This is a genomic window from Gracilimonas qinghaiensis (assembly GCF_046602855.1).
In the GTDB taxonomy this organism is placed as follows: domain Bacteria; phylum Bacteroidota; class Rhodothermia; order Balneolales; family Balneolaceae; genus Gracilimonas.
On the sequence record NZ_JBKINJ010000002.1, the window covers coordinates 275,001 to 291,794 of the forward strand.

The 16,794-nt window shown below is 46.0% G+C and carries 8 protein-coding genes; 4 read left to right on the forward strand and 4 right to left on the reverse strand.

Annotated features, from left to right (window positions below):
- Positions 1-9: 9 nt before the first annotated feature.
- Positions 10-4,836, reverse strand: coding sequence for a hypothetical protein (locus tag ACKGJO_RS11155; protein ID WP_411323520.1), 4,827 nt, complete (start codon positions 4,834-4,836; stop codon positions 10-12).
- A gap of 1,094 nt (positions 4,837-5,930) precedes the next feature.
- Here ACKGJO_RS11155 and ACKGJO_RS11160 point away from each other — a divergent pair.
- Entirely contained in the window at positions 5,931-6,446 is a 516-nt protein-coding gene (locus tag ACKGJO_RS11160; RefSeq protein WP_411323521.1) for an HAD domain-containing protein, read from the forward strand.
- Positions 6,447-7,214: 768 nt separating this feature from the next.
- Here the strand turns inward: ACKGJO_RS11160 and ACKGJO_RS11165 are convergent.
- The gene (locus tag ACKGJO_RS11165) at positions 7,215-9,107 is read right to left on the reverse strand and encodes a M61 family metallopeptidase (RefSeq protein ID WP_411323522.1); all 1,893 of its coding nucleotides are present in this window, start codon (positions 9,105-9,107) and stop codon (positions 7,215-7,217) included.
- 883 nt (positions 9,108-9,990) lie between these two features.
- On the opposite strand from ACKGJO_RS11165, the gene ACKGJO_RS11170 reads away from it, so the two are divergent.
- Complete coding sequence (locus ACKGJO_RS11170; protein WP_411323523.1) at positions 9,991-11,073, forward strand: Fic family protein; 1,083 nt, start codon at positions 9,991-9,993, stop codon at positions 11,071-11,073.
- Between the two features lie 272 nt (positions 11,074-11,345).
- Entirely contained in the window at positions 11,346-12,440 is a 1,095-nt protein-coding gene (locus tag ACKGJO_RS11175; protein WP_411323524.1) for a carboxypeptidase-like regulatory domain-containing protein, read from the forward strand.
- A 335-nt stretch (positions 12,441-12,775) separates the two neighbouring features.
- On the opposite strand, the gene ACKGJO_RS11180 is transcribed toward ACKGJO_RS11175, so the two are convergent.
- Positions 12,776-13,912, reverse strand: a complete 1,137-nt coding sequence (locus ACKGJO_RS11180; protein WP_411323525.1) for a Fic family protein — start codon at positions 13,910-13,912, stop codon at positions 12,776-12,778.
- Between the two features lie 769 nt (positions 13,913-14,681).
- On the opposite strand from ACKGJO_RS11180, the gene ACKGJO_RS11185 reads away from it, so the two are divergent.
- On the forward strand, positions 14,682-15,854 hold the full coding sequence (locus ACKGJO_RS11185; protein ID WP_411323526.1) for an ATP-grasp domain-containing protein: 1,173 nt from the start codon (positions 14,682-14,684) through the stop codon (positions 15,852-15,854).
- Positions 15,855-16,480: 626 nt separating this feature from the next.
- Here ACKGJO_RS11185 and ACKGJO_RS11190 read toward each other — a convergent pair.
- Positions 16,481-16,615, reverse strand: a complete 135-nt coding sequence (locus tag ACKGJO_RS11190) for a hypothetical protein (protein WP_411323527.1) — start codon at positions 16,613-16,615, stop codon at positions 16,481-16,483.
- Between the last annotated feature and the right edge of the window lie 179 nt (positions 16,616-16,794).

Consider the following 16,794-nt stretch of genomic DNA (forward strand, 5'->3'; position numbering starts at 1 on the left):
CACTCCGGTTTAATAGGTTACCGCACCCGGGCTGGAGGGTTGTAATGGCCCCGGGTCACCGGTGTAGAAATTTTTAACTTCGGTTTGTGTAATAGGATTACCACTGTTATCTGTGGCCGTCACCCAATTACCGTTCACAAGCTCCATGAGCACAGCATCTACCGTAAATTTATACCAGGTGTCCGCGTCCAGATCGTTGACCGGCGGCGGTGATTCCGGCGGAAGATTTCCATAATTTGGTGGGTTGTTATTTGAACCCGTACCACCAACTAATTGCGCCGGTGCCTGTTGGTAGGGTGGTATAGTTCCACCACCACCCGCAGGATTTGGATTCCACGATTGAACCATTTGTTGCTGGGCGGGGGGATTATTACCACCATTCTGCGCACCTCCCAGACCCGGTGCTAAACCAACAGGAGCTGCCATGATGGGACCGGCTATAACATACTGATACTCACCTAGATTATTTATGGAACTATGAAGAGATTCAGCTTGATAGTTTCCACTGTTATCACTCTTCTCAAGCGTTACCGATTTCTCCAGTTTAAACGTTCTCATTTCGATCGTACCATTGGACTGAGTTTCAGGTACACTGAACTGTTCATCCGGAACGAGCCCATATTTCACACTAAGCGGAGACTCCAATGGAAAATTGTAATAGGCCTGCGGCACAACATAATTCACAAGAGCGCCGTCAAAATCGCCAGCAGCATCGCCGGGAGTTACATATACGTTTGACTGAACCGGGCCTCCGGAACAGTTGGTTCCATATTGGAACTGCTGATGAAAACTGACATCAAATACATTCAGAACGGTTGCGCTTCCGCTTACCGCACCTGATGCGTACACCGGTTTCGGAAATTTTCCGGTGATGTATCCGCCTGCTTTTAGCGTCGCAAGGTTTTGGAATTTATCAACCTCCCCGTTATTTCGGTGATAACCCTGAGCCCAGGCACTTACTGACGCATAAAATCCAAATCCGCCACCGGCACGCCAACCGTTAATACCCCACTCACTATAGCCGCTGCAGCTTGCATACTCAAGGAAGGAAAGGTGTAGCTCTGCGCCGGCTGCTGCCTCATACCCGATAGACCAGTCGCGCCAAACGCCTGAATAAACCTGCTTACTTCCCGAAGCCTCAAATTCAAAACCAAGTCCCATGGCAAATCCTGCCCCCAGCTCAGCCATGTTGTTATCGACCTGACCCTGCATGTGGGCGTTGTTCGGACTGTAACCAAAATGCTGCGCATAATTACTGGCAAATCGGTTAGTGAAACCATTCGGATTCGGAATTGAATTCCCCAGCATCAGGTACTCATACAGATTCACGCCGAGCACCTCCACATCATTCGTATTAGTGGGAACACCGGCTTTAAAACTCCACTCGTTTGCCATTCCATCTATGTTGAACGTTAGATTAAATGGTTCACTCGGAATGGTTTTTACCGGATCTGTATTAATATTTGCATTTGCAGCAAGCGTAAAATTCTTGGTGGGGAAAACATATTCCACCAATACGTTTCCAAACACTTTTCCCTTTCCATTGCGGCGATCAGGAATCGATGCACCGGTTCCAAAATCACCATTAAACCCAACGTATGTCATACCACCGCCATTGGTGCTGAATTCACCCATCAGCGTTACATCGGCATTAAAACCCTGCTCTTCAGGTGTAGTGGCAATAGTAGCTCCGGCGTTAAAGCCAAACATGTTGTTAAGCGGGGTGAAGCTCCGTTCACCGGTAGGGCTCACAGCTACTTCCATATTGTTGTAGGCTCCGCCACCAAATCCACGGAACGCCACTCCGGTCAGGAATGGAACACCGGGATCGGGAAAGTCGGCCTGAACATCCACCTGCCAATAGCGATAAAGCTGCCCGCCGTTCAGGTAGGACGTATTGCCAAACTGTGCATCTGCCTCAATATTGAGACCTGCCCCGGTAAATTCGGCCTGTACGCTACCGCCAACACGTTTACCATAAATAGGGTCATCGTAATCAAAATAGAGGAGCCCGTTAATATTTACTGCATTCAGGTTGGCGTTCACAATCACTGAATCAACTGTAAGTCCATCATACTGTGGAGCAAATTTCTTGAAATTTGGCGTATCGTCTTCAATAACAAATCCAACGCCCATCGTGGTCTGACCACCGAGGATTTGACTTAGATTAAAAACTGTGGTAAAGCCTATTTTTCCTTTCAGGAGCTCACCCGGTCCCGGGTTCAGCGGTATATATTGAATATTCTGAAACGACACTGGGAAGTTGTGCATAAATTTCTGAGGACTGGCCAGACTCCATGATCCCATCGCAAAATTCAATCCGGAATTACTCTGGTAGTCAAACCCAAGTCCAGCAAATTCAAGGCCCATATTCACGTTTGTGATCGGATCCAGATCTACGTTACCCCAATTGATATCACCGTTCAGAGCCATATCAAACGACTTCTCCCCATTTCCTACAGATGCCGTGATCACTGATGACGGCTCAAGCGTGAGAGTCCCTTTTAGCATATTCGCGTAAATCGGTCCGGACGGATCTACCGTCATCTCAAAGGTGCTGCCATTCGGGGTGCTAAAGCCGGTCACAAATAACCCGGTGTAATTCAGTGGGTTTTGCAGCGAATCGGGATGCGTTGCCGGTATAGCCACCTGCCCTGTAATATACGCTTCGGTAAACGTATTGGTCTCAATTTTGACATTTACCGTATCCACGCTGGCATTCAGATCAGCCACACTTGCGTTGGGATATTGGTATACATTGTTGGCAAAGGCCGTGAGGGTTGCTCCCTGGTGATCAATGATCATATCCTGCACACCAACCTCGGGCGGTCCGCCGGCATTCGTTTCTATTGATTCAGGCAGACCAATCGTAAAATTCTTGGCGTAAAACCCGCGCCAGAGTACTGTGGTATCCTGTCCCGCATAGTTCTCCGGAAACTCAATTCCGATCGGGTTCAGGTCATGAGACATATCGTAGTTAAGAGAATTGGCCTCAATGGTCATTCCCGCGCCATTTACAAATTCCGCCTTTTCGAGATCGCCGCTCAAAACATGATTATTCCAGTAATAACCGGTTCCACTCAGTGTTGCCGTTACTTTATCGGTACCATTGTCGGGAACTGGCAGCAGCCAGTCTCTCGTAAATTCACTCTGAATCTCAATGCCAAATAGAGAAAAACCATATTCATCCCATTCTATAAACGTGCCCACGTTATTCCCATCGGGCGATATAAAGGTAAAGTTGATATCGTTATTGGCATTGCCCACCGTCAGATCATCCACAATCTCCAACCGCCCTTGCTGAAAGCTGATACTGAGCGGGTGAAACTCGATGTCCTTGACCGAAAACCCCACAAGATCCGCATTATTCCAATCGGCAGGTGTTTCGTAAGCAATGGATGCGTTTAACTTTGATTTATCCGACTCGAAAACGATTTCCATGATCGAAAACCAGCTGTCCGGATCCAGCTCTACGCCGATCGGAGCTTCCAGAACGGTTGGTGTGATGGGGCTGCCGTTATACTCATAAAAAGGCTGTTGGAGCATATAATTATGTACGGCTGCTACCTCTGGGTGATTGTAGGCCACATAGTTTGTGGCCAGCGGCGATGCCCACGCTTTCGGATAGGCAGGCGCATTGGCATCAATAACTGATGTAACCTGACCCGACGTAAGATGATCGTTAGCCGGGTTCACCGTGATGTTGGTAAACTCTACAGAAACATACGACTGAAGCCAGTCGATGAATACCTCACCGGTGCCTGAAAAAGGCCCATTTCCATTGATCGTCAGGTTTTCTACTTCAAACTCTCCGTTTTCACCCACAAACAGCTGCTCGGGTTCTTCCTGATCCTCCTCCTCTTCTTCCTGTCCTTCTTCTCCACCTGCTTCACCCTCCGGCGGATCATTACCTTCTTCTTCTTGATCCCCATCCTGACCTGGCTCACCCTCTTCACCTGCCGGTGGGTCTTCTTCACCCGGAGGTTCCTGATTTCCAGTTTCTGTAAAAATTGGCTTTGTCGTCTTTGGCGCTTTAGAACCTCCAAAGCTGATCTTTACACCAACATTAGCAAAAAAGTTGGTTTTGGGCGCAGATACCGTCCGCTCAACTTCGGGAGCATTTTCAAACTGGAAAAACATTTCGAAGGGACTGTCTACAGACTGAACCCGCTCCAAATTGCGTTCTGTGTAGGTAAACTCACGATCATTCAACTCATGCTGAATTCCTGTCTTCAGGTTTAAACTAATGCGGTTACTTCGGAAAGGAGAAAACTCCAGCTGAATCTGCGGACGAATAGCTGCAGACCATTTACTGTATCCTTCATCGGGTTCAAAATTTGCAAGGGTAAGCGGTGTGTCATCAAAATTTCCATCCGGATCGTTAAACTCTACGCTTTGAACCGGTGGATTTTTATAGCTGAGCGCCAGATCAAGACCTGCACTGAGTTGAACAGGAAGCTGATTCCCGAACCGAAATCTTGGTCCGGCATTGATGTAAAATGCATTCCATTTGTCAGCCGCCCCTTCTACCACCGTATACTGTTCAAACCCGCTTCTATACTCATCAGCGTCGAAGGCCGGATCAAAAGAGAAAAATCCCGATTCCAGACCCACTCCCCATCTTCCGGGTTGAAAACGAAATCCAATTTCCGGCTGGAATGCCGTCTTTATATCCGGATTTCCAATCAGTCCGCCGCCCAGATTGAGGTCCAAACTGATAGGATATGGATTTTGTTGAGCCTGCAGCTGATTTGAGCTAAAGACGACAAAAATCAAAAAAGTTAAAGCAGAACAGAATCGTAGCACATAGTGGGTCAGTTTCACAGACTTTTCCATAGTCAATATCTTTGATTGGCAGGACCCCGTAGTCCCAACGTTTATTTAATAACAACTCATTTATACCGGCTACAATAAACTGTTTTCAAGTGAGAAATACATTAAATCCGTTTAGCAGACGGGTTTAGGGGGAGGGAATCTCTCTGAAATGCGCAACCAGACATGTCAGGGAGATCGCTGCGTCGGCAAACAGTGTAGCCAACGAATAAATTTCCGGACTCCTCGCGATGACGGTTCAAAGGCAAGCTTGCTTACCTCATATTCACCAGGGTTAAAACCCTTGCTTGTGTACCTGAAGGCTTTTTCCCCACGGCTTAACATTTTGCCTTTGTCGTCTTCCCCTTTCTTTTGTGCCGACACCGACAAGCGTGTACGGGACAGGCAAAAGAAACAAACACTCTCGGCTACGAAAAATGAGCTAAAGCTAGGTGAATATTGAACAAGGAACATTCAACATTGAATGAAGAAGTTTTTTGTATCTATCTAAGGCCAAACTAACGGTCTTTGCAAGGACAGGATATTAAACAGGTTTCTGTACGACCCTAAAGGGGTCACCTATGAATAGTCCCGGCCAATGAAATGCAGTAGCATTGAAGCAGCCCAGGGTTAGAAATATAAAAAACAAAGCTTCGCCCGTTAGGTGATTTAGTCTATACCGTTTAACGAAGCTTGGGCAACCAACATTTTAGTGGCTTTGGTGCCCACTTGCCCCAACCCTGCGATAACCAGGTAATATTTTGGCACCTTTCGTTGCTTGGGTTTTTGCTATTCCGGGGATGTATCCCAGGGTTGCACCCGCTTACGCGGTTTTACCCCGGGCCATTCATAGGTGACCCCTTCAGGGCCTTCATTTCAACCAACTTTGTCCTCGAATTATCTAACATCTACAGCGATGACCGTTCAGGAATTGAGATCTGAATCTCCTGACTCCAGTTAATTTCGTAGATCGGTCTATCGCAGATCAATCATGCATTACGCAACTGCACAACAAGTCCTTCACCTCAACGGTCAACCGTCATCGGTCTTCGGTCCTCCGTCTCCTGTCAAAACTCAAAAACTTGCACCTAATAGCCTATGTTCTTAGAATCAGGTAAATGAAACAGAACAGTGGAAATAACACTCAAGACCTGGAAAGTAAACTCACTCTCTTTGTGGATATTGACGGGGTCCTGAATACCGAAGATCACCTGAGAAGGCAAAAAAGACAAACGGGGCGGACCACTAGCCGCGACTGGTGCCCTATTGCCATGGCTCACCTGAAGCTGGTGGTGGAATATTATAACGGACAGATCGTGGTCACTTCCACCTGGCGCTATGATCATTCACTCAGGCAGTTAAAAGCCCTTTTTGAAGAAAATGGTGTGCCCGGTGACTTTGTGGTTGGCGTTACCCCTTCTCTGATCTATGAGTCATCCGGAAAGGTGAACCGCGGTGATGAGATACGGCAATGGATTGCCGAACATTTATATTCTGAGGAAATTCCAAGGTATGTCATCCTGGATGATATTGATGAGGGTCTCAGTCAGTTTGGAGAACGCTTTATACTTTGTGATCCGAAGGTTGGCTTTGCTGATAAGAAGAAGGTGAAGAGGATATCGAGGTTGGTGTAGGTTTGGTTGTTCGGGTTCTTCCCTTATCCCAAGGTTTAACATCTTACCTTTGCTGTTTCCTGATCAAGTTTGGCTGGCTTGCCTCATATTCATCAGGGTTAAAACCCATGCTTGTGTACTTGAAGGCTTTTTCCCCAGGGTTTTACTTTTTGCCTTTGTCGTCTTCCTCTTTCTTTTGTGCCGACCCCGACAAGTTTGTACGGGACAGGCAAAAGAAACAAAAGCTCTCGGCTACGAAAAATGAGCTAAAGTCGATTTAATAAATAAGGTGTCATCCTGAGCGAAGTGGGGTTTATACCAGGGTTGCCAAGCTTGTCGCGAAGAATATCAAATTCTGATATGTCTGGTAGGTCTGATTTTGAGATCACGCCGGCAGTCGGACACACTCCCTCGTGTTCACTATCCATGCCCCTCGCAACCTGACATGCACTCGGGATGACAACCTGTGGTGTTTAAAACGAGCTATCATTGCGAGGAGACTATGAGGTGGAATGCAGGTTTGTGAAGTCTAACGACGAAGCAATCTCCCTGATCCGGGCAACCAAACATGTCAGGGAGATCGCCGCGTCTGTCCAGCACTAACTTGTCGGGGTCGGCAAACAGTGTAGTCAACGAATATATTTCCAGACTCATCGCGATGACGGATCAAAGGTTAGAGGAACATTAAATAGTGAATTGAATAAGCCGATAATAGTACTGGACTTCACCTTCAAAACTCAACACTAAAAACTGATCACTGTTTACTGTTTACTGATCATTGCTAACTGTTCACTGAACACCCAGCCAATTGTTTCGCAGTTCTATCTGTTCCTGTGTGGCATCTTCCATTTCAACGAGTTGCAGCTTCATGGCTTTTGGTGTACCTACTTTTCCTGAAACCTCGATCTCTTCTCCATCACGGATAAGCACCATGCTTAGATCCGTATCAGGTGTCCATTGAAAACTTGGTGCCAGGATCATCTGTGCGTTTTGCAAGGTCAATTCTGTACCGTTTACCGACTTGATGATATCACCCGGTTCAACACCCAGTTCGGTCAGGGTGGTATTCAGCCCGATATCCATAAAGTAAAGCTGACCGGTTGATTGATTCACATTAATAAATGGAGTCTGCTGATCACGGAAGAAAACTGTGACAGGAGATTCCGCTTCCTCGAGACTTAACCCGACTTTATTGAAATAGACCTGATAGTCGATCGGAGTTGTACCCACTACATGTGTATCAAAGAATTCACCGATCTCGGGATAGGTCATTTGGGTGATCTCATCCAGGATCGTGTCATCGTCAAAAGGTCTGTCCTCTCCATATTTTTCAGACAGTTTACGCATCAGAGAGATCATCGTACGTTCGCCGTCACTCTTTTCACGCAGCATAATATCGAGGCACATGTTAATGAGGGCACCTTTCACATACACATTATAATAGTTTGAGGCATATGGCTCATCGATCACGTTCTCACTCATCTCGGTAAAGCTCATAGTATCATCAAGACCCGCTGCGGTCTGTATCTTGCCAACCATCTTATCATAAAACGCCTGCGGTTTTTGAAGTCCCTCATACACCTGAAAGTGGGAAGCAAAATATTCCGTCAGTCCCTCATACATCCAAAGGTGCTTTGAGAAAGTAGGGTCGTTGTAATCAAAATAATGAACATCCTCGGAGTGTACGTTCAGCGGCGTGATGATGTGGAAAAACTCATGAGCTACCACATCAACTAATCCACCGTTAAGCATCTGCTGATTGGCCATATCCGGGAACACCATCACGGTTGAGGTCTGATGCTCAAGGGCACCATATCCGGTGGCGTCGTTTTGCTGCGTTGAGAGGTAGAGAAAGATATCGTAGCGGTCGGTCGTTTCCAGATCACCTATGTAGCGACTTTGAGCCTGCATCATATCATACACCACGTCACGGTACTGAGCCGCTGTGTGATTGCCACTTGGCGAATAAACGCTGAGAACGATCTCGATCCCGCCTGCTTCAAAACGTTCCTGAGTGAGATCCCCATACATCATAGGATTGTCGGTAACATCAAAATAGCGGTCGGCCTGATAGGTGATGCTTACTTTTTCACCGGTTGTATCAGCTGAAAGCCGGGGCAGAGCCGAAGAATAATCCATCCCTAAAGGTGAGGTCACCGTTAGGTTATAGTTCTTATCATCGCGACCCTCAAAATAGCCCACAAATCCATGCAGGTTCAAGACAAAGACATCCTCAGAGATATTGGTCCCGGACGGGGAAAAAGGAGTCGGTTTATCGGTGCCTTCAATGTCGAAGGTATCATTCACGTAATACTCAAATCTATCCAGCTTTGTGGCTTCGGTGATAATCCAGGTGTTGGTATCGGTTTTGGCTACGGTCATCATTTCACCATCGTAGTTATAGGCTTTGAGATCTTCGACAAAGCTTCCAAAGTCGCTGATGTCATAGGTCCCCTGAACCACTCTTGGCAGCCGGAATAGGATGGTGTCCTGCGAAAACATCCCGGGATCCATTTGCACCAGCAAGCGGTCTTGGTTTACATTGGTCAGATCGATGGAGGTTTCAATGGCTTTTTCATCGAAACTCGATTCAGGAGCCTCACCAAGCATATCTCCGGTTTTAGGTGAACAGGCAGCAAAGGCCATGACAATGATCAGACTGAGGGCAAATAAACGTTTCATAAAAGGCTTTATAAAGTGTGTATTTATTATTTAAAGGAAGCATGATAACCCATGCTTATTATCTCGGGGCAGAAACTACGAAGAATTGGGGAAGTAGTTGCAGGCCAACCGGGTATTTGTCACTTGTTATAACTTCTAACTGATTCCGTTATTTTGTGCCTAATAAACATCTTTTATGTTTTCAACTTAAAAGTACAAGCCCTGACCGGGTATGACATGCCCGTCAGGCATAACCCGACAAGTCTGTGACTTGTATCTTATTGGGGAAATCTGACATGCATTGATTGTCATGGATTATACTCTTTATACCCTCATAACCTCCTCTTTCTCTTGTGCCGACAAAAGAAACAAAAGCCCCCGGCTGCGAAAAAGAGCTAAATCTGACTCCATTTCGCTATAAGAAATCAATGCTCCTTCACCGGGCTTGCCAGTTTCTTAGTGCCATGCGATATGATTTCTTTCTTAACGCTTCATTCCATCACCTTCTTAACGCTCTTTTTTCTAAGGCCGAGGGAACATTCAACATTGAATTATGAAGTTTACTTTAACTACCCAACTCCTAACCAGCAGTCATTGCGAGGAGACTATGAGGTGGAATGCAGGGTTTAGAAGTCAAACGACGAAGCAATCTCTCTGAAACGGGCAACTGGGCATGGTGGGGAGATCGCCGCGTCGGCAAACAAAATAGCCATCACATATCTTTCCAGACTCCTCGCGATGACGGGTCAAAGATTTAGATCAGGGTTCACTTTCGGTCCACCGTCCTCCGTGCCAGGTCAAGCTCCCAGCTCAAAACAATTATGTCGATAATTTCGACAGGTGTGTAATTCATGTCGGTAAATTCAGTATATTTCGACACGTTTTCACTAAATAATGAGTTTTCATGTCAGATTACGCCAATCAGCCTTATAACATACTTCCTTTGCTTCCGCCGAAAGCAGATATTGAGTCTCCGGCGATACTAAAAGCAGCTATTGCGGCAAATCGCGCACTGGCGGAATTGAAGGGGAAAGCACAAGGGCTTCCCAATCCCTCCATTTTGATCAACAGTATTGTGGCGCAGGAGGCAAAAGCGAGTTCTGAGATCGAAAATATCGTAACGACGAATGATAAGCTTTTCATGGCGCTTTCAGCGAACGATCAGCAGGCCGACCCACAGACCAAAGAAGTGCTGCGGTACAGGCAGGCTTTATGGCAGGGCATCTCGAAACTTGAAAAGAATGACCTTGATCCAAATTTCTTTGTGAATCTCATGCAAACCATCAAGGAATCAAAGGACGGGATAAGAGAGGATTCCGGAACGGTGATCGCCAACCCCAAAACCCGGAAGATCATCTATTGGCCACCTGAGGGAAAGGACCTAATCCTTGAACTACTTCAGAATCTGGCCGATTATATTCAGGCACAAGATAACACCGATCCGCTGATCAAGATGGCAGTGTTGCATTATCAGTTTGAGGCCATCCACCCCTTTGAGGATGGTAATGGACGTACCGGACGTATTTTGAATATTCTCTACCTCATGCGACAAAACCTGCTCCATCAGCCGGTGTTGTATCTAAGTGATCATATTATTGCACACAAATCGGACTATTACCGGTTGCTACGGGAGGTCACCGAGGATGGCGCCTGGGAATCCTGGATCTTGTTCATGATGGAGGCAGTCAGAGTAACATCCGAAAAGACAATGTCCCGAATCGATGCCATTCAGCAGCTACTGGAAGAGACCCTTGCGGAGGCTAAGTTGGTATTGCCAGACCGAGTGTACTCCAAAGAGCTGATCGAGTTATTGTTTGAGCAGCCTTATTGTAAAGTGAAGTTTTTGGTGGAACGCGACCTGGCCAAGCGACAAACAGCAGCAGATTATCTGAAGGAGCTGGAATCGGCCGGCTTTTTGAAAAGCAAGCAAGTGGGACGTGAAGTCTTATACCTGAATACCCGTCTCTACGACCTCCTTTCTTCCTGAAAACCGAAATATGTCGATGATATCGACATATTGTGGAGATGTGTCGACGCCATGGCAGGGAGATCGCCGCGTCGGCAAACAGTATAGCCAACAAATTTTTTCATACTCTCCTCGCTTTGACGGTTCTAAGGGTTAGATCCCACCTGTTCACTGTTTACTGATCACTACAAACTGCTAACTGAACAGTTTTTCCTTGAAAATGAACTTTCCGGTCCTATATTTAATGTAGTAGATGTTTAGAAACCAAAGCGACCTATTTGGGAGTGGATATTATGTACCGAGTCCTTTTCATACTGCTGTTCGGCGGTCTTTCCGTTTTGGGAAGTCCTGACCTACTGCATGCTCAGGGTATTGTTGCAGGGCGGCTGATCGACACGGAAACCAAACAGCCATTGCAGGGTGCGCATATCTTTTTATCCGGGACCAAGATCGGTTCGCAAACTGACCAAGCCGGCCGCTATATGATCCGGAATATTCCACCCGGGTTCTACCGTCTGGTGGTTTCGAGGATCGGGTATGGACGGAAGACCTACGGAATCAAGTTGGGACCCAAAGACCACAAACTCATAGACCTCAGCCTACAGTCCGTGGTCTATGAGATGAATGATATTGATATTCTCAATGATGACAAATGGCGAAAACACTATGAACAATTTGAGGACCTGTTTCTCGGATTTACTGAAGAGGCAGATTCCGTTGATATCCTCAACCCGGAAGTACTCCGTTTTGACTCCAATTTCTGGGGCCGTCTCACTGCCGAGACCTTGGCTCCACTGCAGATCATTAACAGGGCACTGGGTTATCAGATCACATACTATCTAGATGAATTCAAACACACCGGGCGGAGAACCTATTGGGACGGAGAACCCCTTTTTACAGAGATGACCACCTCAGATTCCCTTCAGCAAGCCCGTTGGGAAGAGAACCGGCGCAAGGCATTTTATGGATCGATGAGGCATTTCTGGATCTCGTTATTGCAGGGAAGGCTGGAAGAGGAAGGCTTCCTGCTTTATAACGTCAGAAAAGTCGGACATCCCGGCTTACCTGATACCCGTCGGAAGGTGGCTGTTGACCGCCTCATCCGTGAGGATGAAAGGCCCTATCTGCACCGGGTCCAATATTCCGGATTCCTGGAGATCATTTATACACGCGAGACCGAGGATCTCCGCTACCTGGAATGGGCTCAGGAGCTGGGACGCAGACCTATTGATTATCAGGTTTCTTGGCTTGAACTTAATGAGCGGGCTATCACAGTTGACACTGACGGTGAGGTCGCAGAGCCATACGGAGCCATTCAGCTTGGCTATTTTGGATTCCATCGGTTGGCTGGCCTGACTCCACGGGATTATCGGCCGGAGGGGTTTTGAGTTGAGTTCGGAGTGGGATTAGGCACAAGATTTTTAGGTTTTAGGTGCAAGATTCAAGGGGGGAAGAACATTCGAGACTCAACATCCAACATTCAATAATGAAATTTACTTTAACTACCCAACTCGCGATGACGGTGCAAGGCTGGCTGGCCTCATTATCACCAGGGTTAAACCCATGCTTGTGTACCTGAAGACTGATTAATTTGCAGCAACTTTGTCCTAAAAAAACGAGCCTAAACGCTTTCGTTTATTTATATCCGAGTCAATACTTCAAAAATCACTGATCAATCCACCTAACCCCTAACACCTTGTACTTTGCAACTTGAACCTCAGCCCTAATATGAAAGTATTTCCTCCAATTCCAGGTTTACATAATAATGACGTCCCTGAATGTGGCGTTTTTGCAACACTTTGATCTCCGCCAGTTTATTCAAATAATTTCGGGCCGTGTTCTCCGCATATATTCCGTTATCAACCAGGTGATTGACCTTGATGTACGGCTGTGAAAAAATTGCCTCAGCAAGCTGCTCCGGTCGGCGAATAGAGGTCTTATCCTTCATCACCTGCAATAGCGACTCCTTCGTGTCAATGATATCATTCACTTTTTGGTAAGTCAGTCTCGCCGTGGATTCCATCGCGCGCAATATATACAGCAGCCAGCTTTCCCAATCCCCGCGCTGGGAAACACCCGAGAGCGTTTCATAATACTCCTCCTTATGTTGAATAATGTACCTGCTGAGGTAAAGTATGGGTTGATCCAACAGGCCCACATATGTGAGTAAATGGATATTCATGATCCGGCCCACACGCCCGTTGCCATCGCGAAAGGGATGAATGACTTCAAACTGATAATGCGCAATGGCGAGCTTCAGTAAAGGTTCTGAAGGTGGCATGGATCCATCATTCAGAAACCGGATCAAATTATCCAGCTTAGCCTCCACGATACCCTCACCACGCGGAGGAGTGTAAACAGGTTTACCGGCATTAGGCCCGCTTCCACCCATACGAATATAGGTGCGTGCAAAAGGAGGACGTATCCCATCTCCCTCTTCTTTTATTTCCTGATATAACCGTATAAAATAATCCCGATCAAAAGCCCCGTTATCTTTCAGGTATTGGAATCCTTCCCATAGCGCTTCCCGATAACGGAGTACTTCTTTAGCCGGTCCGGTGGCCTCCAGTTCTGATCTTTCATCGCTGAATGCCTGATAGAGTTCATCATCGGTAGTAAAGATATTCTCGATGGCACTCGAATCTTTTGCCTCCTGCAAGGTGATGGTGTTAATAAGCACTCCCGGATTAGGAATAGCTGCGCTTCTGCCTGCCAACAGAGCCAATGCCTCTTTGGCTTTCCCGAGTTGCTCAAAAACCGAAAGTCTGCGATATAGCTTTTCGTGTATAGGTAGTTCCGGAAGATCATTCCACGGATCATTTCGGTCTGGGTTGACAGAATATAGAGGCTCTTCAGGCATTAAAATTTTGCTTTATTAATGTATGCAGGCATATCTAACCTCAATAATAAGCCTTTTTGACCTAACATACATTAAATAATCATATTTTTAATGTATATCATGGGTTTCAACCTCCCTAATGATTGTACTCACCCAAAACAATATCCTTCAAGTTTTCAACATGAAAGTGTAAGCCCTAACCGGGAATATCTTGCCCGTCAGGCATAACCCGACAAGTCTGTGACTTGTATCTTATTTGGGAAATCTGACATGCATTGATTGTCATGTATTATACTCTTTATACCCTCATGACCTCCTCTTTCTTTTGTGCCGACAAAAGAAACAAAAACTCCTGGCTGCGAAAAATGAGCTAAAGTCGATTTTATTGGGTGGTTTGGCAGCACTACGTTTCCTGTTCTGTGTTGTCATCCTGAGCGAAGTGGGGTTTATACCAGAGTTGCCAAGCTTGTCGCGAAGGATATCAAATTCTGATCTGGCTGATAGGTCTGATTTTGAGATCACGCCGGCAGTCGGACACACTCCCTCGTGTTCACTATCCATGCCCCGCGCAACCTGGCATGCACTCAAAATGACAACCTGGGGTGTTTAAAACAAACAGTCTTTGCAATGAGAGGGATCAAAGGCCGATACAGGAGAGGGATCTATGCATCACATAAACTGCGCTGATCTTATTTAAGTACATATCATAACATTTGATATAAAGTGAAAATTAATTCATAGCTTTTCGATAAATAAACGGAACCCTCTTTACTCTTCGTAATTATTTTTAATGATACTACTTGACAAACCCTACGTTTCCAATTTCTTAAAACATACGATACAGGAAAACGGCTACCCTGCCTTAGCTCTTTCACCGAAAGAGGCATTGAACCTAAACGAAAGTATAGATCTCATTGACAATGAAGAGGCGATCAGCATAGTTAAGGGGAACGGGTACCCGATGTTTTACACAAATTCGGAAAACTCCATTGATTGGATCGAAAAGAACCTGCACCAAACGAAACTCCCCGGCATCATTGATCTTTTCAAAGACAAGGTCCGTTTCCGTCGCTTTTTGAAGGAATTTTATCCGGATTACTTTTTTGAAGAAATCAGCATAGATGATCTCCTGACGGTTGATGCTTCCGGTTATCCCTTTCCTGTGGTATTAAAACCCAAGGTCGGATTCTTCAGTGTGGGCGTTCATAAGATCAATTCGGTTAAAGAGTGGAATGAAAAAGTCAGGAAGGTTGAGGCCGAAATAGAAAAAGTAAATACATTATATCCGGCTTCTGTTTTAAATGCCGGGTCTTTTATTGCTGAACAATACGTTGAAGGTGATGAATATGCCTTTGATGCGTATTTTAACAGCAATGGCGAACCGGTGATATTGAATATTTTCAAACATTTCTTTTCTAACGAGGATGATGTTGGCGATAGAGTGTATCTGTCCTCGGGTGAAATCATTAATGAAAAATTAAAACCCTTCACGGAATTCCTTGCACAGCTTGGGAGTTCTGCCGACTTAAAAAACTTCCCTCTTCACGCTGAAGTGAGAATTACAAAAGACGGAACACTCTTTCCCATTGAGATTAACCCAATGCGATTCGGCGGATGGTGTACTACGGCAGACTCTACTTATTTTTCATATGGGTTCAATCCCATTGAGTATTTTTTCAACCAGCAAAAACCGGATTGGAAAACCATTTTGAGCGGCAGGGAAAACAAACTTTACAGCATAATTTTATTAGACAATACAACCGGATATGAACCGGAAGACATCCGATCATTTGACTACGATAAGTTGCTTCAAAATTTTGAACACCCGCTAGAGCTAAGAAAAATGAATGTTGCGGTTTATCATATGTTCGGTTTTCTCTTTTGCGAAACAGAGAGATCTAATTTCAAGGAAATTGAAGATATCTTAAGATCAGATCTGACTGAATTTATAGAGGTAGAGTAAGAAGGTTTTTGGCTGGTCTTACTACCTTTAAACGAGTTGTCATCCTGAGCGAAGTGAGGCTTAATGTAGGGCTGGAAGGTATACCGCGAAGGACATCAAATTCTGACCTAGCTGGCAGGTCTGACTTTGAGATCACGCCGGCAGTCGGACACAGTCCCTCGTGTACACTATCCATGCCCCTCGCAACCTGGTATGCACTCGGGATGACAACCTCGGTTGATACTCATCCAAAACAACATCTTTTAAGTTTTCAACTTAAAAGTACAAGCCCTGACCGGGTATGACTTGCCCGTCAGGTATAACCAGACAAGTCTGTGACTTGTATCTTATTTGGGAAATCTGACATGCCTTAAACAGCAGTCATTGCGAGGAACGCAGATCATTTTACTTATTAAGCTTAAACAGCCCATAGCGCAAGCATCGCGGTTGTGCGGTGTTTTTACTGATTCCTAAGTTTTAACATTTTGCCCTCATCGCCTCCCTCTTTCTTTTGTGCCGACCCCGACAAGTTTGTACGGGACAGGCGCTCTTTTTTCTAAGGCCGAAGGATTTTTGAACATCCAACAAGGAACATCCAACATTCAAAAATGAAGTTTATTGGATCTATCTTACACCAGCGCGAGTTGTCATCCTGAGCGCAGTGGGGTTGTAATTAGGTTTTGAGGTATATCGCGAAGGATCTCAAATTCTGACCTGGCTGGCAGGTCTGATTTTGAGATCACGCCGGCAGTCGGACACAGTCCCTCGTGTTCACTATCCATGCCCCTCGCAACCTGGCAGACACTCGGGATGACACCCTGTGGTGTTTAAATCGAGCTGTTATTGCGAGGAGACTATGGGGTTGAATGCAGATTTGAGAAGTTAAGCGACGAAGCAATCTCCCTGAAGCGCGAAGGCAACCTCTGCCTCCCTCAAGGGAGGACTTTCCGGGCTTGGGATA

Excerpts from the sequence above, each read along its gene's own strand:
- ACKGJO_RS11175 (WP_411323524.1), top strand. The coding sequence starts at position 11,346 with ATGTACCGAGTCCTTTTCATACTGCTGTTCGGCGGTCTTTCCGTTTTG.
- ACKGJO_RS11160 (WP_411323521.1), top strand. The coding sequence starts at position 5,931 with ATGAAACAGAACAGTGGAAATAACACTCAAGACCTGGAAAGTAAACTC.
- ACKGJO_RS11190 (WP_411323527.1), bottom strand. The coding sequence starts at position 16,615 with ATGGATAGTGAACACGAGGGACTGTGTCCGACTGCCGGCGTGATCTCA.
- ACKGJO_RS11165 (WP_411323522.1), bottom strand. The coding sequence starts at position 9,107 with ATGAAACGTTTATTTGCCCTCAGTCTGATCATTGTCATGGCCTTTGCT.
- ACKGJO_RS11185 (WP_411323526.1), top strand. The coding sequence starts at position 14,682 with ATGATACTACTTGACAAACCCTACGTTTCCAATTTCTTAAAACATACG.
- ACKGJO_RS11180 (WP_411323525.1), bottom strand. The coding sequence starts at position 13,912 with ATGCCTGAAGAGCCTCTATATTCTGTCAACCCAGACCGAAATGATCCG.
- ACKGJO_RS11155 (WP_411323520.1), bottom strand. The coding sequence starts at position 4,836 with ATGGAAAAGTCTGTGAAACTGACCCACTATGTGCTACGATTCTGTTCT.
- ACKGJO_RS11170 (WP_411323523.1), top strand. The coding sequence starts at position 9,991 with ATGTCAGATTACGCCAATCAGCCTTATAACATACTTCCTTTGCTTCCG.